Here is a 20,111-nt window from a genome sequence, read left to right on the forward strand (position 1 = left end):
GGGGGCTTGCCCCCGATGAGGCCCGCCCAAGCAACATCCAATCAACGACTGTACTCCGGCCTCCCGGCCAACCCCTCCTTCAAGAAATCCACCAGCTTCCTGACCTTCGGCGACAAATGCCGCTGTTGCGGATATAGCGCCCACACCGCCGTATTCGGCGGCTGATGCGCCTCAAGCAGCGACACCAGCGCGCCGCTGTGCAAGTGCTCCAGCACGTAATAGTCCGGCAACTGACACAACCCAACCCCCTGCAACGCCGCGTCCAGCACCGCCTGCCCACTGTTGCAGCGCCAGTTTCCCTGCACCCGCTGGGAGAATTCGCGCCCGTCCTGGGCCAGTTGCCAAATATCCGAACTGCCGATCAGGCAGTTGTGCCGACTCAATTCCGACAAGCTATGTGGCCGACCGTACCGTGCCAAGTAGGACGGCGAGGCGCACAAGTACATGCGGCGCGGCGCGAGGCGGCTGGCGACCATTCGCGAATCCTGCAGGCGCCCCAGGCGAATCGCCAGGTCCAGGCCCTCATGCACGAGATCCAACTGGCGGTTGCTCAATTCGATATCCACCCGCAACTGAGGGTAAAGCCCCATGAATCGCGTCACCAACGGCACAATAAAACGTTCGCCGTAAGCCACGGCGCACGTCATGCGCAGCATGCCTTTGGGTTCGCTGGCGAGGTCGCCTACCGCACGCAGGGCTTCTTCGCGACCGTCCTGCAAGCGTTGGCAGTGTTGCAGGAAAGTCTGGCCGGCTTCGGTCAGCGTCACCTTGCGCGTACTGCGATACAACAATCGTGTTTGCAGTCGCTCTTCCAGGCGGGCCACCTGCCGGCTGATATGGGATGAGGACACGCCCAGGCGCTCGGCCGCTGCCGTGAATTGGCTGCACTCGGCCACGGCGACAAATTCATCGATGCCTTCCCAGCGGTTTTCCAACATGGTGATTGTCCCTGTACAGCAATAAAGTTTTGCTTTTGCCTGGATTATTAATCAGTGGGGCATGTTTTACACTCGCCGTCTCAGTTTTAAACTCCCTGGAGAAACACCGGATGATCAAGTCCCGCGCCGCCGTCGCCTTCGAAGCCAAGAAACCCCTTGAGATTGTTGAGGTGGATGTCGCCATGCCCAAGGCTGGCGAAGTCCTGTTGCGCGTGGTGGCTTCCGGCGTCTGCCACACCGACGCCTACACCCTGTCGGGCGCCGACCCGGAAGGTATCTTCCCGTCGATCCTCGGCCACGAAGGCGGTGCGGTGGTTGAAGCCATCGGCGAGGGCGTTACCTCGGTCGCCGTTGGTGACCATGTGATCCCGCTGTACACCCCGGAATGCGGCAAGTGCAAATTCTGCCTGTCGGGCAAGACCAACCTGTGCCAGGCCATCCGTTCTACCCAGGGCAAAGGCTTGATGCCGGATGGCACCACGCGCTTTTCCTACAAGGGCCAGCCGATTTTCCACTACATGGGCACCTCGACCTTCTCCGAGTACACCGTGTTGCCGGAAATCTCCGTGGCCAAGATTGCTAAAGACGCGCCGCTGGAAAAAGTCTGCCTGCTTGGTTGCGGCGTCACCACAGGCATCGGTGCGGTGCTCAACACTGCCAAGGTCAAACCGGGCGATACCGTGGCTATCTTCGGGCTGGGCGGCATCGGCCTGTCAGCGGTGATCGGCGCGGTCAAGGCCAAGGCCGGTCGCATCATTGCCATCGACATCAACCCGGCCAAGTTCGAAATTGCCAAGCAATTGGGCGCAACCGACTGCATCAACCCGAAAGACTACGACCGCCCGATCCAGGACGTGATTGTTGATTTGACCGACGGCGGCGTGGACTTTTCCTTCGAATGCATCGGCAACGTGCAACTGATGCGTGCGGCACTTGAGTGCTGCCATAAAGGCTGGGGCGAGTCGGTGATCATCGGTGTAGCCGGTGCTGGCCAGGAAATCGCTACCCGTCCGTTCCAGTTGGTGACCGGTCGCGTCTGGCGTGGTTCGGCGTTCGGTGGCGTGCGCGGTCGTACTGAATTGCCAAGCTACGTGGAAATGGCCCAGACCGGCGAGATCCCGCTGGACACCTTCATCACCCACACCATGGGCCTGGAAGACATCAACAAAGCGTTTGACCTGATGCATGAAGGCAAAAGCATTCGTACCGTCATCCACTTCTGAGGTCGGCCATGAGTCTGGAAAACCTGTCCTGCCAGAAGAGCTTCGGCGGCTGGCATAAACGCTACAAGCATCATTCCGACGTGCTCGATTGCGACATGACCTTCGCCGTTTACCTGCCGCCGCAAGCGGAGCAGGGCGGCAAGCTGCCGGTGCTGTATTGGCTGTCCGGGTTGACCTGCACCGACGAGAACTTCATGCAGAAGGCCGGCGCACAGCGCATGGCCGCCGAGCTGGGGTTGATCATCGTTGCGCCGGACACCAGCCCTCGCGGTCCCGGTGTGCCGGGTGATCCGGATAACGCCTGGGACTTCGGTCTGGGGGCCGGTTTCTATCTGAATGCCACGCAGGAACCGTGGGCCAGGCATTATCGGATGCATGACTACGTGGTGCAGGAATTGCCGGCGTTGGTTGAAGCGCATTTCCCTGCTTCGGATAAACGCGGTATCAGCGGCCACTCCATGGGCGGACACGGTGCGCTGGTGTGCGCGCTGCGCAATCCGGGGCGTTACCAGTCGGTGTCGGCGTTTTCGCCGATCAACAACCCGATGGATTGCCCGTGGGGCCAGAAAGCCTTCTCCCGTTACCTGGGCGAAGAGCGCTCGAAGTGGCGTGAATGGGATGCCTGCGTATTGATCAGCGAAGCCTCGCAAAAGCTGCCCTTGCTGGTGGACCAGGGCGATCGCGACGATTTCCTCGCGGTGCAGCTCAAGCCTGAAGCCCTGCGGCAAGCAGCCAAGGCGGCCAAGCATCCGCTGGAACTGCGCCTGCAACCCGGCTATGACCATAGCTATTTCTTCATCGCCAGCTTCATCGAAGACCATTTGCGACACCATGGCCGTGCTTTGCTCGGTTAATGTGAGGCAAAAGTAGGTAGAATCACGCCCTGAATTAAATCGGGGCGTTTTTTTATGCGTATTGGCCACGGCTACGATGTGCACCGTTTCGCTGAAGGCGATTTCATCACCCTGGGCGGCGTGCGCATTGCGCACCACCATGGGCTGCTGGCTCATTCCGACGGCGACGTGGTGTTGCATGCCTTGAGCGATGCCTTGCTCGGCGCTGCGGCGTTGGGTGATATCGGCAAGCACTTTCCGGACACCGACCCCACCTTCAAGGGCGCGGACAGCCGGGTATTGCTGCGCCACGTGGTCGGCCTGATCCACGCCAAGGGCTGGAAGGTCGGTAACGTCGACAACACCATCGTCGCCCAGGCACCGAAGATGGCGCCCCATATCGAATCGATGCGCGCACTGATTGCCGCAGACCTGCAAATTGAATTGGATCAAGTCAACGTGAAAGCCACCACCACCGAAAAGCTCGGGTTTACCGGTCGTGAAGAGGGCATTGCGGTGCACTCCGTCGCCTTGTTGCTGCGCGCATGAATGATCTGGAATTGCTGGGCCCGCGTGCCTACGGCGAGGCCTTGGGCAGCGCGGTCTTGAAGGCCACGGCTGAAGATTTCCAGGTCGACGAAGTGCTGGATATCCCGCTGACCGGCGAGGGCGAGCACTTGTGGCTGTGGGTGGAAAAACGTGGCCTCAATACTGAGGAAGCTGCGCGCCGTATCGCCAAAGCTGCCGGCGTGCCGTTGCGCACCGTCAGTTATGCCGGGCTCAAGGACCGCCAGGCGCTGACCCGCCAGTGGTTCAGCGTGCAACTGCCGGGCAAGGCCGACCCGGACATGAGCGCTGCAGAAAACGACACCCTCAAGATTCTCAAAACCGCCCGCCACAAGCGCAAGCTGCAACGCGGCGCGCACGCGGCCAACGGGTTCACCTTGCGCCTGACCCAGCTGGCCGGCGATACCGCCGCCATCGATGCGCGTTTGCAGCTGATTGCGCAGCACGGCATTCCCAATTATTTCGGCACCCAGCGTTTTGGCCACAACGGTGGCAATGTGGTCGACGCCCGTGAGTGGGCCGCGCGCAAGGCCCTGCCAGAGCAGCGCAATGTGCGTTCGCGGTTGTTGTCTACGGCGCGCAGTTTCCTGTTCAACAAGGTCCTGGCAGCACGGGTCGCCGACGGTTCCTGGCAGCGTGCGCAAGTGGGTGATCTGCTGGCGTTTACTGACAGTCGCAGTTTTTTCCCGGCGGGAGAGGCTGAGTGCAGTGACCCGCGCCTGGCGATCCTGGACCTGCACCCCACCGGCCCGCAGTGGGGCGAAGGCGATTCGCCCGCGACCGGTGCCACCCATGAACTGGAGCAGGCGATCGCCGCCAGTGAAGCCGACCTGCGCGATTGGCTGGTGAATGCCGGCATGAGCCAGGAACGTCGCATTCTGCGACTGCCCATTGGCGGGTTGACGTGGCATTATCCCGGGCCTGACATTCTGCAATTGGAATTCGTCCTGCCGGCCGGATGCTTCGCCACTGTCTTGGTGCGCGAGCTTGTTGATCTGGTGCCGGTGGGGCAGACGGACAGCCCATGCGTATTCTGATATCAAACGATGACGGTGCCACCGCACCCGGCCTTGCCGCGCTCTATGCTGCGCTGCAGGATTACGCCGAGTGCGTGGTGGTTGCCCCCGACCAGGACAAGAGTGGTGCCAGCAGTTCGCTGACGCTTGACCGTCCCCTGCACCCGCAGGTTCTGGCCAATGGCTTTATCAGCGTCAACGGTACGCCCACCGACTGCGTGCACCTGGCCATCAACAGCCTGTTGGATCAAGAGCCGGACCTGGTGGTGTCGGGCATCAACCTCGGCGCCAACCTGGGCGACGACGTGCTGTATTCCGGCACCGTGGCGGCAGCGCTCGAAGGGCGCTTCCTGGGCCGTACCTCGTTCGCTTTTTCGTTTGCCTCGCGGCAACTGGACAACCTGCCCACCGCCGCCTATTTCGCACGCAAGCTGGTGGAGGCCCACGCCTCTCTGGACCTGCCGCCGCGTACAGTGCTCAACGTCAATATTCCCAATTTGCCCCTCGACCATATCCGTGGCATCCAACTGACGCGCCTGGGCCATCGCGCCCGTGCAGCAGCGCCGTTGAAAGTGGTCGACCCGCGCGGCAAGGAAGGCTATTGGATTGCAGCCGCCGGTGATGCCGAAGACGGGGGCGAGGGCACGGACTTTCATGCGGTGATGCAAGGTTATGTGTCGATTACCCCGTTGCAATTCGACCGAACCTTCAGCGATGCCTTCAGTGGTCTCGAAGGCTGGCTGGAGGGATTGCGCTGATGGCTCGTGAACAAGACGACCTGCTGCGTCGGGGCATCGGGATGACCTCCCAGCGCACCCGTGAGCGTTTGATCCAGCGCCTGTACGAAGAAGGGTTGTCCAACGCCCAGGTGTTGGAAGTGATCCGCCGTACGCCTCGCCATCTGTTTGTCGATGAGGCCCTGGCCCATCGCGCCTATGAAGATACGGCCTTGCCCATCGGGCATAACCAGACCATCTCCCAGCCCTACATGGTGGCGCGCATGAGCGAGCTGCTGCTGGCCGCAGGGCCGCTGGATAAGGTGTTGGAGATCGGCACCGGTTCCGGCTACCAGACCGCCGTGCTGTCGCAGCTGGTGGAGCGTGTGTTCTCGGTGGAGCGCATCAAGGTGCTTCAGGATCGTGCCAAGGAACGCCTGGTGGAACTGAACCTGCGCAACGTGGTGTTTCGCTGGGGGGATGGCTGGGAAGGCTGGCCGGCGCTGGCGCCTTACAACGGCATCATCGTCACCGCCGTGGCCACCGATGTTCCGCAAGCGCTGCTCGACCAGTTGGCCCCGGGCGGGCGCCTGGTCATCCCGGTGGGCTCCGGCGAAGTGCAACAATTGATGCTTATTGTCCGTGAAGACGACGGTTTTTCCCGGCATGTATTGGGCGCCGTGCGCTTTGTTCCGTTACTCAACGGCCCGCTGGCCTGATGAATTTTCGCCGTCAGTGAATTCTGCGGATGGGGATGTGTCTTACGGCGGGGTCCATCAAGTCAACATGATGGCTTCATCGATTCAACACGTTGAATGATTCGTTTCAGTCGCGTGCCGGTAAAACTTCAATGCCCAGTTATACTTGCGACATATTTCAAGCCTGATACAGGCGTTCATGTTCAGCCACCATAAAGGGAGCGGCGGGTGAGTCTCACAGGTCTTGCGCAGCGTATGGGTAAAACAAGTTTTCAGCGACTGGTGCTTGGCCTTGTCTTCGGTTCCTTGTTGGTGGGCTGTTCCAGCTCGCCAAGCAGCGGTGCACGGGTCGTTGACCGTAATAATGCCGCACCGCAAAAGCCGACGGTAACTACCGGGCAATATGTGGTGCGCAAGGGCGACACGATGTTCTCGATCGCCTTCCGTTATGGCTGGGACTACAAAGCGCTTGCAGCCCGTAACAATATTCCTGTGCCCTACACGATACATCCGGGTCAGACGATTCGCTTCGATGGTCGCACCGGTTCCGCGCCTACGGCGGTTGTGACAAACACCGGATCTTCACCGTCGTCTTCGAGCAAAACCACCATCATTACTCGGCCTGCCGGCACTGCTGCGCCGACGGCTGCGAACAAGCCGACAGCCGCGCCGTTGCCGCCTGCCGGACCTGCGCCGACCGGTTGGGGATGGCCCTCAAACGGAGTGTTGATTGGAAAATTCTCTTCAAACGGTAGTTTGAATAAAGGCATTGATATCGCCGGGGATTTGGGACAGCCTGTTTTAGCTGCGTCTGATGGGACAGTGGTGTACGCCGGGAGTGGTTTACGGGGCTACGGCGAGCTGGTCATCATCAAACACAGTGATACCTACGTCAGTGCTTACGGTCATAACCGCAGGCTGTTGGTTCGGGAGGGGCAGCAAGTCAAAGTCGGACAGACAATTGCCGAAATGGGTTCAACGGGTACAGACCGGGTGAAACTGCACTTTGAGATTCGCCGTCAAGGGAAGCCTGTAGATCCGCTGCAATTCTTACCCCGTCGTTGATGTGTTGCCAGCCTGTTCCCTCACGTAGAAGGAACAGGCTCCAGCGTTGCCAAGGATAAAGGCGTCGCTTGAGCTTGAGGTCGAACTCACCAAAGGACTATAACAATGGCTCTCAGTAAAGAAGCGCCGGAGTTTGACATCGACGATGAGGTTCTCCTTATGGAGACCGGTATCGCTATGGAATCGATGTCGAATGAGGGACCTGCAACACCTTCAGTTCGCACCAAATCCAAAAACTCCTCCGCGTTAAAGCAACATAAATACATTGATTACACACGGGCGCTCGACGCGACCCAGCTGTACCTCAATGAAATCGGCTTTTCCCCCCTGCTGACCCCCGAAGAGGAAGTCCATTTTGCGCGGTTGTCGCAAAAGGGTGATCCGGCTGGGCGCAAGCGCATGATTGAAAGCAACCTGCGCCTGGTGGTGAAAATCGCCCGGCGCTACGTCAACCGTGGGCTGTCCCTGTTGGACCTGATCGAGGAGGGCAACCTGGGCCTGATCCGGGCAGTGGAGAAGTTCGACCCTGAGCGGGGCTTCCGCTTTTCAACCTATGCCACCTGGTGGATTCGCCAGACCATCGAACGGGCGATCATGAATCAGACCCGCACGATCCGGTTGCCGATCCATGTGGTCAAGGAGCTCAACGTCTACCTGCGGGCAGCGCGTGAGCTCACTCAAAAACTCGATCATGAACCCTCGCCCGAAGAAATCGCCAACCTGCTGGAAAAACCGGTAGGGGAGGTCAAGCGCATGCTGGGCCTTAACGAGCGCGTGTCTTCGGTCGATGTCTCGCTGGGTCCGGATTCGGATAAAACCCTGCTGGACACCCTGACGGATGATCGCCCTACAGATCCTTGCGAGCTGTTGCAGGACGTTGATCTGTCCCAAAGCATTGACCAGTGGTTGTCGGAGCTTACAGACAAGCAGCGTGAAGTGGTGATTCGCCGCTTCGGCCTGCGTGGTCATGAGAGCAGCACCCTGGAGGACGTAGGCCTGGAGATCGGCCTGACCCGTGAGCGGGTGCGGCAGATCCAGGTGGAAGGGCTCAAGCGCTTGCGTGAGATCCTGGAGAAGAATGGCTTGTCGAGTGAATCGCTGTTCCAATAAGCGGCGCAGCTTGATTGCTTGAATGTGGGAGGGGGCTTGCCCCCGATAGCAGTGTCACAGTCGCCAGTTATATCGACTGATACATCGCAATCGGGGGCAAGCCCCCTCCCACATTTTTTGTTCTAGGCATAAAAAAACCCCGCTTTTAAGGGCGGGGTTTTTTCGACTAAGTCAGTACAAGTTAGATAACTTGAACTTCTTCAGCTTGCATGCCTTTCTGACCGCGGGTAGCGATGAAAGAAACCTGTTGGCCTTCTTTCAGGCTTTTGAAGCCGTCGGATTGGATAGCTTTGAAGTGAACGAACAGGTCGTCACCGGATTGTGGAGTGATGAAGCCGAAGCCTTTTTCATCGTTGAACCACTTAACGGTACCAGTTTGGCGATTAGACATGGTGTATCTCCTTGGACAAAGTTAACTGCGACTCAGGAAAAGCCCTGGCCGAGACTGAGTGCAAAGAGCAGGAAAAATTCTTGGAGATGGTTGGATCGAAATTCAACATATCGTGTAGAGATTCTCAGTGACACAAGCAGCACAGTGGCGCCACCTTAACCCTTTTTCCGGAACGTGCCAATGGTATTTCCGAAGGTTTCTCTATTTTCGTGACTGGCGGTGGTATTTACCGGTACCGCTGGCGGCAATACGGCCCCCGGCCCTGCTGGCTGCGCCTTACAGCCGGCGGGGCATTCATCAAGAAAAGCCCGACGCCCTTTGAACCCCAACGCCGGCACCGGTAAGATGCCACACAGAATTTTTCCACCTCGCTATTCAGGACACCCGCCATGAGCATCAAATCGGACAAGTGGATTCGCCGCATGGCGCAAGAGCACGGCATGATCGAACCGTTCGTCGAGCGCCAGATTCGTGGTGAAGGCGACGACCGAGTGATCTCCTATGGCGTTTCCAGCTACGGCTACGATGTGCGCTGCGCCGATGAGTTCAAGGTGTTCACCAACATCAACTCGGCGATCGTCGACCCGAAGAACTTCGACGAAAAGAGCTTCGTCGACGTCAAGAGCGACGTGTGCATCATTCCGCCAAACTCTTTCGCCCTGGCGCGCACCGTGGAATTCTTCCGTATTCCCCGCGACGTGCTGACCATCTGCCTGGGTAAAAGCACCTACGCGCGCTGCGGCATTATCGTTAACGTGACGCCGCTTGAGCCTGAGTGGGAAGGTCACGTCACCCTGGAGTTCTCCAACACCACCACCCTGCCGGCCAAGATCTACGCCAATGAAGGCGTGGCGCAGATGCTGTTCTTGCAGTCCGACGAGGCCTGTGAAGTGTCCTACAAAGACCGCGCAGGCAAGTACCAAGGCCAGCGCGGCGTCACCTTGCCACGCGCTTGATCGAAAGGTCCTACGCGTAAAGGGAATTAGTCCGCAGAAAGTGACTCTATTGGGTGTACTGCCTCGGCGCGTGCAAAACGCGCCGGGCCACGCTTGAGGAGTGCCTTATGAAGATCGACCCGCGAATCAGCGCAGAACTTGCCCGGCTTGAACCCAACCAGATTGGCGTTCTGGCCTGGTCCCTGATGGCCGATCCCGCTTATGCGGGCGGCATCCCCGGCCAACCCGAGCCGGATTACCCACAGCCTACCGAACCCGGTGAGCCGACCCTTCCCGATGAGCCGCCACCCGCACCGGTTGCCTGATACCTGCAAGCCCAGTCGGTGTTTCAGCCAACTGGCCAGACCTGGTGATCGCCAATCACAAAGAGTTGGTGATCATCGCCCTGATCTACTGCGTATCCGCCCGTAAATGCGCCAAACGCTGGCAACAGGCTGACGTGCCTGCCCAGCAGGAAGCACGGCAGGCGCAGGCTCTGCCGGCCCTTGCCGCGCAATCGATACACCGGGTGCACATGCCCCGCCAGCACCAGGTGGCTGGCATGGGGATCCGGTTCGTGTTGCAGGGCGAAAGGTCCCATCAGCAGCGGCTCAGGCACCACCTCGATCCTCAAGTCAGCAGGTGGATCGCCCGCGCGTTTGTCGTGATTGCCGCGAATCAACGTCATCGCCAGGTCGCAATGCCGTGCTCGCCAGGCCCGCAAGGCGCTCAGTGTGCCGCTGGCGTGTGAGCCGGGACCGTGCAGGAAGTCGCCCAGAAAGATCACCTGCGCGCACGGCAGGGCGCTTAACACGTGATCCAGACGCTGCAGATTGTCGGTAGTCGTGCCCTGCGGCACTGGCTGCCCCAGGCTGCGATAGGCAGATGCCTTGCCAAAGTGCGCATCGGCAATCAACAAACACTGGCGCGCAGGCCAGTACACGGCTTTCTCCGCCAGCAACCACAGTTCTTCGCCGCCAAGCGTCACCGAGCAGTGCGTCATCGTTTCTCCGCTACTTTTTCCAAATCCTTGACCATCCGTGCAATGCGCTCCGAGAGCTTTTCCGAACTCATGCTTTCGCGCATCCGCTCCACCAGCAGCGGGAAGGCGAGGGGCGTAGGACGTTCGATCATATGCATGTCCAGTTTCAGCGCCGACAAGCGAAGCAAGGTCTCTTCCAGGCGGCGAATATCCAACTCGTCACGCAGGACTTCTTCCCCGGCCTGGGCCAGCAACAGGTTCTGCGGGTCATACTGCTTGAACACTTCAAAGAACAATCCGCTGGACGCCTGCACCTGGCGCGTACTTTTCGGCGCGCCGGGGTAGCCGGCAAACACCAGCCCGGCGATACGGGCGATTTCACGAAAGCGCCGCAAGGCCAGTTCCCCGGCATTCAGGCTGGCGGCGACGTCGCTCAGCAAATTGGCCGGGCTCAGCAGCGCCTCGCTCAGCCATACAGGCCAATCCACCGGCGTGGCGCTCAGTAACTCCAAGCCATAGTCATTGACGGCAATGGAGAAGGTCACTGCCTGTCCTTGGCTGACCCGCCAGGCGAGCAGGCTCGCCAGCCCCAGATGCACCTGGCGCCCGGCAAACGGGTACAGAAACAGGTGCCAACCTTCCCGCGACTTCAGCACTTCGGCCAACAGATGTTCCCGCGTCGGCAGGCCGGACCAGCGCAACTGCGTCTGTAGCAATGGTTGCACCGCCTGCATTTCCGGGCCTTCGAAGCGACCCTGCGCCGCCGAGTCAAAGCGCTCCACCACGGCCTGGGCCAGCTCATTGGAAAGGGGCATGCGCCCGCCATTCCAGCGCGGTACGGCGGCCTTTTTGGCGGTGCTGCGCCGCACGTAGGCGGTCATGTTTTCTACCCGCACCAGTTCCAGCAGGCGCCCGGCAAACAGAAACCCATCCCCAGGCTTGAGCCGTGCGATAAAACCTTCCTCGACGCTGCCCAGATTCTTGCCGCCGCCGCCCTTGCTCCAGAATTTCAACTGGATACTCGCGTCGCTGACAATGGTGCCCACACTCATGCGATGGCGTCGCGCCAAGCGGGCGTCGGGCACGCGCCAGATGCCCTGCTCGTCGGGCTCCACCCGGCGGTAATCCGGATAAGCGGTGAGCGACAGCCCGCCATGGCGCACAAACCCCAGCGCCCAGGCCCAATCCGCGTCCGTAAGATCGCGATACGCCCAGGCGCCGCGCACTTCCGCCAGCAATGCATCCGGCGTGAAGCCACCGCCCAGGGCCATGCTCACCACGTGTTGTACGAGTACATCCAGCGGTTTGCAGGGTGATTCGCGGGCCTCGATGCGCCGCCCTGCAATTGCATCCTGGGCCGCCGCCGCCTCGACCAGTTCAAGGCTATGGGTCGGCACCAGCGTCACCCTCGATGGCCGCCCCGGCGCATGGCCGGAGCGCCCGGCACGTTGCATCAGACGGGCGATGCCCTTGGCTGAGCCGATCTGCAACACCCGCTCCACCGGCAAAAAATCCACCCCCAGGTCCAGGCTGGAGGTGCAGACCACCGCCTTGAGCTGCCCGTCTTTCAGGGCGCGTTCTACCCAATCGCGGGTTTCCCGAGACAACGAACCGTGGTGCAGGGCAATGACCCCGGCCCACTCCGGCCGCGCTTCCAGTAAGGCCTGGTACCAGATTTCCGACTGCGCCCGCGTATTGGTAAACACCAGGCAGCTGCTGCTGGCCTCCACCTCGGCGACCACCTGCGGCAACATCTTCAAACCGATATGCCCGGCCCACGGGAAACGCTCGGTAACCAGTGGCAACAAGGTGTCGACTTTCAGCTGTTTGGCCGTTTGCCCTTGCACATTGATTCCGCCGCCTTGTGGGACCAATACCTCCAGCGCGTGGGGCTGATTACCCAAGGTCGCCGAAATGCCCCACACCATCAGGTCAGGGTGCCAGCGCCGCAGCCGCGCCAACGCCAATTGCAACTGTACGCCGCGCTTGTTGCCGATCAGCTCATGCCATTCATCCACCACCACCATGCGCAGGTGCGCGAGGCTCGCCTCACTGTCGGCGCGGGCGAGCATCAGGGTCAGGCTTTCCGGGGTGGTGATCAGTACGGTGGGTTGGCGCCGGGTTTGCCGGGCGCGCTCGCTGCTGCTGGTGTCGCCCGTGCGCAGGCCGACGCTCCACGGAATCTGCAAGGTCGCCAGCGGCGCTTCGAGGGCGCGAGCCGTGTCGGCGGCCAGCGCACGCATCGGCGTGATCCACAGCACCGTCAGCGGTTCGGCAGGCTGTTTGCGTTTGCCCTTAGCAGGCGGTCGGATGGTGGCGAAGCGATTGAGGGCGGCAAACCACAGTGCGTAGGTTTTACCCGCGCCAGTGCTGGCGTGCAGCAGCCCTGAGCGGCCTTGCTTGACCGCTTGCCAAACCGCTTTCTGGAAGTCGAACGGCTTCCAGCCCTTGGCGGCGAACCATGTCTTGGCGAAGTCGTGGGGTTTTGCCATGCGGCGGCTGACGCTCTGGAAGGTCTATTCCCACAGACCCTCCAGGCACCGCAAAGGTTTACTTCAAATTGCCACTGAGGAATTGCTGCAAACGCTCGCTCTTCGGATTGCCCAACACATCCTCAGGCGCGCCTTGCTCTTCGACCAGGCCCTTGTGCAGGAACAGCACCTGGCTCGACACCTTGCGCGCAAAGCTCATCTCATGGGTGACCATGATCATGGTGCGGCCTTCCTCGGCCAGGCCCTGGATCACCTTCAACACTTCGCCCACCAGCTCCGGGTCGAGCGCCGAGGTGGGTTCGTCAAACAACATCACCTCCGGTTCCATGGCCAGCGCGCGCGCGATGGCCACCCTTTGCTGCTGGCCACCGGAGAGAAACGCCGGGTACTGGTCGGCCACTCGCGCTGGCAGGCCGACCTTGTCCAGATAGCGACGGGCACGGTCCTCGGCGTCCTTTTTACTGCAACCCAGCACCCGGCGTGGCGCCATGGTGATGTTTTCTAGCACGCTCATGTGGCTCCACAGGTTGAAGTGCTGGAACACCATCGCCAGCCGCGTGCGCAGGCGCTGCAATTCGGCGTCGTCGGCCACGCGCATGCCGTGGCGGTCGCTGACCATGCGGATCGGCTTATCGTCGAGGGTCATGGCGCCGTCGTTGGGGGTTTCCAGGAAGTTGATGCAGCGCAAAAAGGTGCTTTTGCCCGAGCCGCTGGCGCCGATCAGGCTGATCACGTCACCGGTCCTGGCCTTCAGCGAGACACCTTTGAGCACCTCATTGTCGCCATAGCTTTTATGCAGGCCTTCAACGGTCAATTTGTACATGGGGCGTGCATCCTCAAGGCGAAAGTAGGTAGCCGCTGCGGTAGGCCTCTGAGCCGGCGACATGGGCGATGACCATCCCGGCAGTGGCCATGCGGCGCAGCGAACGGGCGTAAAGCAGGCCTGCGTGATGGCACTGCACAGGCGTTACGCGGTCGGTAATGGGGTCGATGATTTCAGCAATCAGTTGCCCGGCTTCCAGGTACTCACCGGGCAGGGCGCTGAACACCAGCAGGCCGCCCACGGGTGTTGCAACGGGCTCGACGCCGGCCAGTGGGGTGGCCGGGTAGGGCAGGTCGGGCAAGGGCGCCGCTTCGCCGCTGATCGCGCCGAAGTGAATCAGGTAGTCGATGATCGCCTGGCAATCGAGGCCCGCCAGGCCGTGGTTGACGTCGCCCTGGCCGCGCAGTTCGACCGTCACCGAAAAACTGCCCATGGGGATCGGGAAGCGTTCGGCAAACCGTTGCTGCAACTGCCACCAGACCAGGGTGAAACATTCATCGAACGACTGCCCGCCAGAGTCGGTGGCCAGTAAATTGGCTTCCGAGCCTAGATAACGCGCCAACGGCTCCACCTGCGGCCAGGCCTCAGGCGTGGTGTACAGGTGCGCCACGGCTTCGAAGTCGCAATGCAGGTCCAGCACCATGTCGGCGTCGCACGCCAGGCGTTGCAGCACCAGCCGTTGAGACTGCAATTGGGTGACGGCGGTTTGCCCGGCGAGGGCGCTGCTCAATGCGGCGCGAATCAGTTCGACATTGCGTTGCGGATCATCCCCCAGCAGCGCCTCGACCCGGTTGCCCACCTCGTCACTGAGGTCGACAAACAGGCGATTGAAGTTCTGCCCGCTTTCCAGCTCGTAGCGGCCCAGGGGGATATCCATCAACACCTGTTCCAGGCCCACCGGGTTGGCGATGGGCACCACTACGATCTCGCTCAACAGCCGTCCGGCCGCCGCCAATTCGGCGAGGCGCACCTTCAGGTGCCAGGCGACCAACATGCCGGGCAGCTCATCGGCATGCAGCGACGCCTGGATGTAGACCTTGCCTGCGGCCTGCTGCGGGCCGAAGTGGAAACTGTGGATCTGCCGCGCCGTGCCTGGCACCGGCGCAATCAGTTCATGTCGCTGATGACGCATGAAGGCTCCTTAATGGCTTGGCCCGAGAAAGGCCAGCCAGCGACGTTCCGCCAGCCGAAACAGGCCGACCAGGGCAAAGGTCACGGCGAGGTAGATCAGCGCGGCAATGCCGAACGATTGAAAGGTCATGAAGGTCGCCGAGTTGGCATCCCGCGCGACTTTGAGAATGTCCGGGATCGTCGCGGTAAACGCCACGGTGGTCGAGTGCAGCATCAGGATCACTTCGTTGCTGTAGTACGGCAACGAGCGGCGCAGTGCGGACGGCATGATCACATAGGCGTAGAGCTTCCAGCCGCTGAGGCCGTAGGCCTTGGCCGCCTCGACTTCACCGTGGGCCATGCTGCGGATCGAGCCGGCGAAAATCTCCGTGGTGTAGGCGCAGGTGTTGAGGGCGAAGGCGAGGATGGTGCAGTTCATTGCATCGCGGAAAAACGCATCCAGCACCGGTTGGGCGCGTACGGCGGCGATGCTGTAGATGCCGGTGTAACAGATCAGCAACTGAATATAGAGCGGCGTACCGCGAAACAGGTAAGTGTAGAACTGCACCGGCCAGCGCACCCAGCGCTTGCGCGATACGCGGGCGATGGAGAGTGGGATCGACACCAGAAACCCGATCACCAAGGCGGCGCTGAGCAACCACATCGTCATGGCCAGGCCGGTGATGTGCTGGCCGTCGCTGTAGAGGAACGGGCGCCAGTATTCCTGCAAGAGTTCGATCATCGCACTGCCTCCCGGGAGCCTGCGGAGTAGCGACGTTCAAGACGGCGCAGGACAAAGTTGGAGACGCTGGTGATCACCAGGTAGATCAGCGCGGCCAACACCAGGAAATAGAACAGCTGGTAAGTGCTTTTGCCCGCGTCCTGGGCCGCTTTGACCAAGTCCGCCAAGCCGATGATCGACACCAGCGCGGTGGCCTTGAGCATCACCATCCAGTTATTGCCGATGCCGGGCAGGGCAAAACGCATCATTTGCGGGAAGGTCACGTAGCGAAACCGCTGGCCGCGCTTGAGCCCATAGGCGGTGGCAGCTTCCAACTGGCCACGGGGCACGGCGAGAATCGCGCCGCGAAAGGTCTCGGTGAAGTAGGCACCGTAGATAAAGCCCAGGGTGATCACCCCGGCGCTGAATGGGTCGATCTCGATGTACTCCCATTCCATAAAATCGGTAAGGCCGGTAAGCCAGGTTTGCAGGCTGTAGAAAATCAGCAGCATCAGCACCAGGTCAGGCACGCCACGGATCAGGGTGGTGTAGAGCTGGGCGGGAATGCGCAGGAAGGGCAGGCTGGAGAGTTTGGCGCTGGCGCCGAGCAGGCCGAGCAACACGCTGACGGCCAGGGACAGCACCGACAACTTGAGGGTCATCCAGGTGCCCTGCAGCAACAGCGGGCCGAAACCCTTCAAGCTGAACGCGCTCAGCCCGAGGGTTTGCAACAGATCTTCGAACATAAATCAGGACCTATGGCGATAAAAAAGCGCCCCTCCAGTGGAGGGGCGCCCCGGGCATTACTTGCCGCTGTACAGGTTCAGATCGCCAAAGTGTTTCTTCTGGATAGTGGCGTAGGTGCCATCATCGTGTAACGCTTTGATACCTTTATCCAAAAGTGCCTTGAGCTCAGTGTTACCTTTTTTGATACCGATCGCGGTTTTCGACGGCAGCAATGGGTCGTCAATGGCCGCGCTGACTTCGTAGCCGGCACCGGCTGGCGACTTCAGGAAGCCCAGTTCGGCTTGCAGCATGTCCTGCACGGACGCATCGAGACGGCCGGACGTCAGGTCAGCATAAACCTGGTCCTGGTTGGCGTAGGCCTTGGTGGTCACACCGGCCTTGTCCAGCACAGCCTTGGCGTAGGCTTCCTGGATGGTGCCTTGCTCGTAGCCCACGGACTTGCCCTTGAGCGACTCAGGGGTAGAGAACCCAGCGCCTTTCTTGAACACCAGCGAGGTCGGGCCGGAGAACAGTTCGTTGGAGAAGTCGATGGCCTTTTCACGCACCGGGGTCACCGTCATGGACGAGATCACGCCGTCGAACTTGTTGGCTTTCAGGCCTGGGATCATGCCGTCGAAGTCACTTTCGACCCATTTGCACTTGACCTTCAGCTCCGCACAGATGGCATTGCCCAGGTCGATATCGAAGCCCACCAGGCTGCCGTCGGCAGCTTTGGATTCGAATGGCGCGTAGGACGGATCGACACCAAAACGCAATTCCTTGTATTCCTTGGCCAGCGCGGTACCGGCGGCCATGCACAGAGCCAGTGCAGAAAGGGTCAGCAATGCTTTTTTCATTATGTAATCCCTGGAAACCAAGATAAGCGCTTGTGGCGCGTTTAGGACTGTTACTGAACGGTGTCAGACGGATCACAAGTAGCAATTTCTGCACCATAGTTCCGAATGAGCGTTTTAAAAGGTAGGACAAGGGAAATCTGAGTGTAGGAGATGCCCGAAAGTGGGCGCGGGAAAATGAGCGCACCATTTCAGGTCGCACGGAAATTCAACGCGGGGATTTATGTCAGGCCAGGAGGTCCTGCAGGGTGGCAAGGTTGTCGGCCTCGTCGACTGTCTTGTCCTGCCGCCAACGCAACATCCTGGGAAAGCGCACGGCAATCCCGCTCTTGTGGCGCTTGGACAGGGCAATCCCTTCAAACCCCAGCTCGAACACCATGCTCGGCGTCACGCTGCTGACCGGGCCGAATTTTTCCACCGTGGTCTTGCGCACAATCGCGTCGACCTTGCGCATTTCCTCGTCGGTCAGCCCGGAATAGGCCTTGGCAAACGGCACGAGCGTGCGCTCGCTGCCGGGCGGGCCGTCCCACACGGCAAAGGTGTAGTCGCTGTATAAGCTGGCGCGTCGGCCATGCCCGCGCTGGGCGTAGATCAACACGGCGTCGACGCTGAACGGGTCGACTTTCCACTTCCACCACAGACCCATATCCTTGGTGCGGCCCACGCCGTACAGGCCCTGGCGATTCTTGAGCATCATGCCTTCGACGCCGAGGCTGCGGGAGGCTTCGCGTTGTTGGGCAAGGTCTTGCCAGGTTGCACCCGTCAGCAGCGGTGAGGGCTGCAACACTGGTTGGTTGCACTGGGCAATCACCTGCTCCAGTTGTGCGCGGCGTTTGGCCTGGGTGTGGTTGCGCCAGTCGTCGCCCTGATGTTCCAGCAGGTCGTAGGCCAGGACTGCCACCGGCGCATCCTCCAGCACTTTTTTGCTCAGGGTCTTGCGGCCGATACGTTGTTGGAGCAGGGCGAAGGGTTGCACCGAGTCTTTCCACACGACGATTTCGCCGTCGATCACCGTGCCATCGGGCAGGCCACTCGCCAGGCTGTGGAGTTCGGGAAACCGCTCAGTCACCAACTCTTCGCCTCGGGACCAGATCCACAGGCGCCCGTCACGCTTGACCAACTGCGCACGAATGCCGTCCCACTTCCACTCCACCTGCCAGTCCGCTGGAGAGCCGAGCAGGGCATCGAATTGCTCCACTGGCTGCGACAACCCGTGAGCGAGAAAAAACGGATACGGCTGTCCGCCTCGTTGTGCATGTTCGTCGGACGATTCGGCGGCGATCAGCTTGAGGTAGCCCTCAGGTGTAGGGCGATTGGACAGATCGGTGTAGCCCACCAGCCGCTGGGCCACGCGTTTACTGTCCAGTCCGGCCATGGCCGCGAGGGCGCGGGTGACCAGCAGCTTGGACACGCCAACGCGGAAGCTGCCGGTAATCAATTTGATGCACACCATCAGGCTTGGTTGATCCAGTTGTGTCCATAACGCTGGCAGGCGTTCAGCCAAGTCCAGGGGCGAGAGCCCGCGCAGGGGCAGGAGTTTGTCTTCCAGCCACACGGCCAGGCCGTCTTCTGAGGTGTAGGTCGATTCCGGTAACAGCAGGGAAATCGTCTCGGCCAAGTCACCCACCGACTGGTAGCTCTCTTCGAACAGCCACGGCTCGATGCCGGACGCTTCGGTGGCCATGTCTCGCAGCAGGCGCGTCGGCACCAGTTGCCGAGGGCGTCCGCCGGACAGGAAATACACCGCCCATGCCGCATCCTCGGGCGGTGCTTGCAGGAAGTAGGCTTGCAGGGCCGCGAGCTTGGCGTTGCTGGAGGTGGTGGCGTCGAGGTTGGCGTACAGCTCGGCGAAGGCCCTCATGCGCTGGCCTCTTCTTCGTCATCACCGTATTCGGTGGTGAAGCCCTGGGCGTCCAGGCCTTTTTCCCGCAGGTGGCGCACCAATACGCCGACAGAACCGTGGGTCACCATCACCCGTTCTGCGCCGGTCTGTTCGATGGCCCACAACAGGCCCGGCCAATCGGCGTGGTCCGACAGTACAAAACCTCGGTCCACTCCGCGCCGCCGCCGTGTGCCGCGCAGGCGCATCCAGCCGCTGGCGAACGCGTCGCTGTAGTCGCCGAAACGCTTGATCCAACTGCTGCCGCCGGCGGAGGGCGGGGCGATGATCAAGGCTTGGCGCAGCAGTGGGTCGGTCTTGGTGAAGTCCCCGGCGTAGAGCGTGTCGGGGATATAGATGCCGGCCTCGCGGTACACCCGGTTCAGCGGTTCGACCGCGCCGTGGCTGAGGATCGGGCCGATGCTGGCGTCGATGCCATGCAGGATGCGCTGGGCTTTGCCGAAGGAATAGCAGTACAGCACGCTGGCTTTGCCAGCGGCGATATTGGCCTGCCACCAATCGTTGATCCCGGCAAAAATCTGCGCCTGGGGCTGCCAGCGGTAGATCGGCAGGCCAAAGGTGGATTCGGTGATAAAGGTGTGGCAACGCACCGGCTCGAAGGGCGCACAGGTGCCATCGGGCTCGACTTTGTAATCGCCGGACGCCACCCAGACTTCACCCTGGTATTCGAGGCGCACCTGGGCTGAACCGAGTACATGCCCGGCGGGATGGAAACTCAAGGTCACACCGTGGTGCAGCAGTTTCTCGCCATAGGCCAGGGTTTGCAGGTTGATGTCCTGGCCCAGACGCGAGCGCAGGATACCTTCGCCGGGTGCGGCGGCCAGATAATGCTGATTGCCGGTGCGGGCATGGTCGCCGTGGGCGTGGGTGATGACGGCGCGTTCCACCGGGCGCCAGGGGTCGATGTAGAAATCGCCAAAGGGGCAGTAGAGACCTTCGGGGCGGGCGATGACAAGATCCATGGACGCGTGCCGGGGGCGATGGGCTTATCAGGTAGGAGGAGAATGGGCC

21 protein-coding genes are annotated in these 20,111 nt (G+C 60.9%); 10 read left to right on the top strand and 11 right to left on the bottom strand.

What is annotated here, in order from left to right; translation table 11 throughout:
* Positions 1 to 41 precede the first annotated feature (41 nt).
* Positions 42 to 938, bottom strand: a complete 897-nt coding sequence (locus AB3G88_RS06440; protein ID WP_099583344.1) for a LysR substrate-binding domain-containing protein — start codon at positions 936 to 938, stop codon at positions 42 to 44.
* A 110-nt stretch (positions 939 to 1,048) separates the two neighbouring features.
* Here AB3G88_RS06440 and AB3G88_RS06445 point away from each other — a divergent pair, with 110 nt between their 5' ends.
* The 8 genes from AB3G88_RS06445 (at position 1,049) to rpoS (ending at position 8,166) form a co-directional block, all read left to right on the top strand.
* Entirely contained in the window at positions 1,049 to 2,161 is a 1,113-nt protein-coding gene (locus AB3G88_RS06445; RefSeq protein ID WP_057701300.1) for an S-(hydroxymethyl)glutathione dehydrogenase/class III alcohol dehydrogenase, read from the top strand.
* Between the two features lie 8 nt (positions 2,162 to 2,169).
* Positions 2,170 to 3,015 (top strand): S-formylglutathione hydrolase, encoded by an 846-nt coding sequence (gene fghA, locus AB3G88_RS06450; RefSeq protein ID WP_099583343.1) that lies wholly within the window; start codon positions 2,170 to 2,172, stop codon positions 3,013 to 3,015.
* Positions 3,016 to 3,069: 54 nt separating this feature from the next.
* Positions 3,070 to 3,543 (top strand): 2-C-methyl-D-erythritol 2,4-cyclodiphosphate synthase, encoded by a 474-nt coding sequence (gene ispF / locus AB3G88_RS06455; RefSeq protein WP_012722614.1) that lies wholly within the window; start codon positions 3,070 to 3,072, stop codon positions 3,541 to 3,543.
* Complete coding sequence (gene truD, locus AB3G88_RS06460) at positions 3,540 to 4,598, top strand: tRNA pseudouridine(13) synthase TruD (protein WP_099583342.1); 1,059 nt, start codon at positions 3,540 to 3,542, stop codon at positions 4,596 to 4,598. Before ispF ends, truD begins: the two co-directional genes overlap by 4 nt.
* Positions 4,586 to 5,335 (top strand): 5'/3'-nucleotidase SurE, encoded by a 750-nt coding sequence (gene surE, locus AB3G88_RS06465; protein WP_099583341.1) that lies wholly within the window; start codon positions 4,586 to 4,588, stop codon positions 5,333 to 5,335. The genes truD and surE overlap by 13 nt, the downstream gene beginning before the upstream one ends.
* A gap of 41 nt (positions 5,336 to 5,376) precedes the next feature.
* On the top strand, positions 5,377 to 6,012 hold the full coding sequence (locus AB3G88_RS06470) for a protein-L-isoaspartate(D-aspartate) O-methyltransferase (protein WP_169899534.1): 636 nt from the start codon (positions 5,377 to 5,379) through the stop codon (positions 6,010 to 6,012).
* Between the two features lie 207 nt (positions 6,013 to 6,219).
* Positions 6,220 to 7,056 (top strand): peptidoglycan DD-metalloendopeptidase family protein, encoded by an 837-nt coding sequence (locus AB3G88_RS06475; protein ID WP_099583340.1) that lies wholly within the window; start codon positions 6,220 to 6,222, stop codon positions 7,054 to 7,056.
* 105 nt (positions 7,057 to 7,161) lie between these two features.
* Positions 7,162 to 8,166 carry an RNA polymerase sigma factor RpoS gene (gene rpoS / locus AB3G88_RS06480; RefSeq protein WP_099583339.1) on the top strand — a complete coding sequence of 335 codons (1,005 nt, stop codon included), beginning with the start codon at positions 7,162 to 7,164 and terminating at the stop codon, positions 8,164 to 8,166.
* Positions 8,167 to 8,347: 181 nt separating this feature from the next.
* Here the strand turns inward: rpoS and AB3G88_RS06485 are convergent, their stop codons facing one another.
* Positions 8,348 to 8,557, bottom strand: a complete 210-nt coding sequence (locus tag AB3G88_RS06485; protein WP_002554837.1) for a cold-shock protein — start codon at positions 8,555 to 8,557, stop codon at positions 8,348 to 8,350.
* 389 nt (positions 8,558 to 8,946) lie between these two features.
* On the opposite strand from AB3G88_RS06485, the gene dcd reads away from it, so the two are divergent.
* Complete coding sequence (gene dcd, locus AB3G88_RS06490; protein WP_003172320.1) at positions 8,947 to 9,513, top strand: dCTP deaminase; 567 nt, start codon at positions 8,947 to 8,949, stop codon at positions 9,511 to 9,513.
* A gap of 107 nt (positions 9,514 to 9,620) precedes the next feature.
* Positions 9,621 to 9,818, top strand: a complete 198-nt coding sequence (locus tag AB3G88_RS06495) for a hypothetical protein (RefSeq protein WP_010212420.1) — start codon at positions 9,621 to 9,623, stop codon at positions 9,816 to 9,818.
* 23 nt (positions 9,819 to 9,841) lie between these two features.
* Here AB3G88_RS06495 and pdeM read toward each other — a convergent pair whose 3' ends face one another.
* The 9 genes from pdeM to AB3G88_RS06540 all read right to left on the bottom strand — a co-directional run bounded on the left by pdeM (position 9,842) and on the right by AB3G88_RS06540 (position 20,062).
* Positions 9,842 to 10,495, bottom strand: coding sequence for a ligase-associated DNA damage response endonuclease PdeM (gene pdeM / locus AB3G88_RS06500; RefSeq protein WP_099583338.1), 654 nt, complete (start codon positions 10,493 to 10,495; stop codon positions 9,842 to 9,844).
* The gene (locus tag AB3G88_RS06505) at positions 10,492 to 12,966 is read right to left on the bottom strand and encodes a ligase-associated DNA damage response DEXH box helicase (RefSeq protein WP_480453498.1); all 2,475 of its coding nucleotides are present in this window, start codon (positions 12,964 to 12,966) and stop codon (positions 10,492 to 10,494) included. Before AB3G88_RS06505 ends, pdeM begins: the two co-directional genes overlap by 4 nt.
* A 58-nt stretch (positions 12,967 to 13,024) precedes the next feature.
* The gene (locus AB3G88_RS06510; RefSeq protein ID WP_150761123.1) at positions 13,025 to 13,789 is read right to left on the bottom strand and encodes an ABC transporter ATP-binding protein; all 765 of its coding nucleotides are present in this window, start codon (positions 13,787 to 13,789) and stop codon (positions 13,025 to 13,027) included.
* A 13-nt stretch (positions 13,790 to 13,802) separates the two neighbouring features.
* On the bottom strand, positions 13,803 to 14,921 hold the full coding sequence (locus tag AB3G88_RS06515; RefSeq protein ID WP_480453499.1) for a succinylglutamate desuccinylase/aspartoacylase family protein: 1,119 nt from the start codon (positions 14,919 to 14,921) through the stop codon (positions 13,803 to 13,805).
* A gap of 9 nt (positions 14,922 to 14,930) precedes the next feature.
* On the bottom strand, positions 14,931 to 15,641 hold the full coding sequence (locus tag AB3G88_RS06520; RefSeq protein WP_099583334.1) for an ABC transporter permease: 711 nt from the start codon (positions 15,639 to 15,641) through the stop codon (positions 14,931 to 14,933).
* Complete coding sequence (locus AB3G88_RS06525) at positions 15,638 to 16,366, bottom strand: ABC transporter permease (protein ID WP_032891617.1); 729 nt, start codon at positions 16,364 to 16,366, stop codon at positions 15,638 to 15,640. The genes AB3G88_RS06520 and AB3G88_RS06525 overlap by 4 nt, the downstream gene beginning before the upstream one ends.
* 57 nt (positions 16,367 to 16,423) lie before the next feature.
* Positions 16,424 to 17,203, bottom strand: coding sequence for a transporter substrate-binding domain-containing protein (locus tag AB3G88_RS06530; RefSeq protein ID WP_032891615.1), 780 nt, complete (start codon positions 17,201 to 17,203; stop codon positions 16,424 to 16,426).
* A 223-nt stretch (positions 17,204 to 17,426) separates the two neighbouring features.
* On the bottom strand, positions 17,427 to 19,061 hold the full coding sequence (locus tag AB3G88_RS06535) for an ATP-dependent DNA ligase (RefSeq protein ID WP_112193879.1): 1,635 nt from the start codon (positions 19,059 to 19,061) through the stop codon (positions 17,427 to 17,429).
* The gene (locus AB3G88_RS06540) at positions 19,058 to 20,062 is read right to left on the bottom strand and encodes a ligase-associated DNA damage response exonuclease (RefSeq protein ID WP_400525433.1); all 1,005 of its coding nucleotides are present in this window, start codon (positions 20,060 to 20,062) and stop codon (positions 19,058 to 19,060) included. Before AB3G88_RS06540 ends, AB3G88_RS06535 begins: the two co-directional genes overlap by 4 nt.
* Positions 20,063 to 20,111: the final 49 nt, after the last annotated feature.

The sequence above is a fragment of the Pseudomonas arvensis genome (assembly GCF_056688935.1).

Excerpts from the sequence above, each read along its gene's own strand:
- AB3G88_RS06440 (WP_099583344.1), bottom strand. The coding sequence starts at position 938 with ATGTTGGAAAACCGCTGGGAAGGCATCGATGAATTTGTCGCCGTGGCC.
- AB3G88_RS06445 (WP_057701300.1), top strand. The coding sequence starts at position 1,049 with ATGATCAAGTCCCGCGCCGCCGTCGCCTTCGAAGCCAAGAAACCCCTT.
- fghA (WP_099583343.1), top strand. The coding sequence starts at position 2,170 with ATGAGTCTGGAAAACCTGTCCTGCCAGAAGAGCTTCGGCGGCTGGCAT.
- ispF (WP_012722614.1), top strand. The coding sequence starts at position 3,070 with ATGCGTATTGGCCACGGCTACGATGTGCACCGTTTCGCTGAAGGCGAT.
- truD (WP_099583342.1), top strand. The coding sequence starts at position 3,540 with ATGAATGATCTGGAATTGCTGGGCCCGCGTGCCTACGGCGAGGCCTTG.
- surE (WP_099583341.1), top strand. The coding sequence starts at position 4,586 with ATGCGTATTCTGATATCAAACGATGACGGTGCCACCGCACCCGGCCTT.
- AB3G88_RS06470 (WP_169899534.1), top strand. The coding sequence starts at position 5,377 with ATGACCTCCCAGCGCACCCGTGAGCGTTTGATCCAGCGCCTGTACGAA.
- rpoS (WP_099583339.1), top strand. The coding sequence starts at position 7,162 with ATGGCTCTCAGTAAAGAAGCGCCGGAGTTTGACATCGACGATGAGGTT.
- AB3G88_RS06485 (WP_002554837.1), bottom strand. The coding sequence starts at position 8,557 with ATGTCTAATCGCCAAACTGGTACCGTTAAGTGGTTCAACGATGAAAAA.
- dcd (WP_003172320.1), top strand. The coding sequence starts at position 8,947 with ATGAGCATCAAATCGGACAAGTGGATTCGCCGCATGGCGCAAGAGCAC.
- AB3G88_RS06495 (WP_010212420.1), top strand. The coding sequence starts at position 9,621 with ATGAAGATCGACCCGCGAATCAGCGCAGAACTTGCCCGGCTTGAACCC.
- pdeM (WP_099583338.1), bottom strand. The coding sequence starts at position 10,495 with ATGACGCACTGCTCGGTGACGCTTGGCGGCGAAGAACTGTGGTTGCTG.
- AB3G88_RS06505 (WP_480453498.1), bottom strand. The coding sequence starts at position 12,966 with ATGGCAAAACCCCACGACTTCGCCAAGACATGGTTCGCCGCCAAGGGC.
- AB3G88_RS06510 (WP_150761123.1), bottom strand. The coding sequence starts at position 13,789 with ATGTACAAATTGACCGTTGAAGGCCTGCATAAAAGCTATGGCGACAAT.
- AB3G88_RS06515 (WP_480453499.1), bottom strand. The coding sequence starts at position 14,921 with ATGCGTCATCAGCGACATGAACTGATTGCGCCGGTGCCAGGCACGGCG.
- AB3G88_RS06520 (WP_099583334.1), bottom strand. The coding sequence starts at position 15,641 with ATGATCGAACTCTTGCAGGAATACTGGCGCCCGTTCCTCTACAGCGAC.
- AB3G88_RS06525 (WP_032891617.1), bottom strand. The coding sequence starts at position 16,366 with ATGTTCGAAGATCTGTTGCAAACCCTCGGGCTGAGCGCGTTCAGCTTG.
- AB3G88_RS06530 (WP_032891615.1), bottom strand. The coding sequence starts at position 17,203 with ATGAAAAAAGCATTGCTGACCCTTTCTGCACTGGCTCTGTGCATGGCC.
- AB3G88_RS06535 (WP_112193879.1), bottom strand. The coding sequence starts at position 19,061 with ATGAGGGCCTTCGCCGAGCTGTACGCCAACCTCGACGCCACCACCTCC.
- AB3G88_RS06540 (WP_400525433.1), bottom strand. The coding sequence starts at position 20,062 with ATGGATCTTGTCATCGCCCGCCCCGAAGGTCTCTACTGCCCCTTTGGC.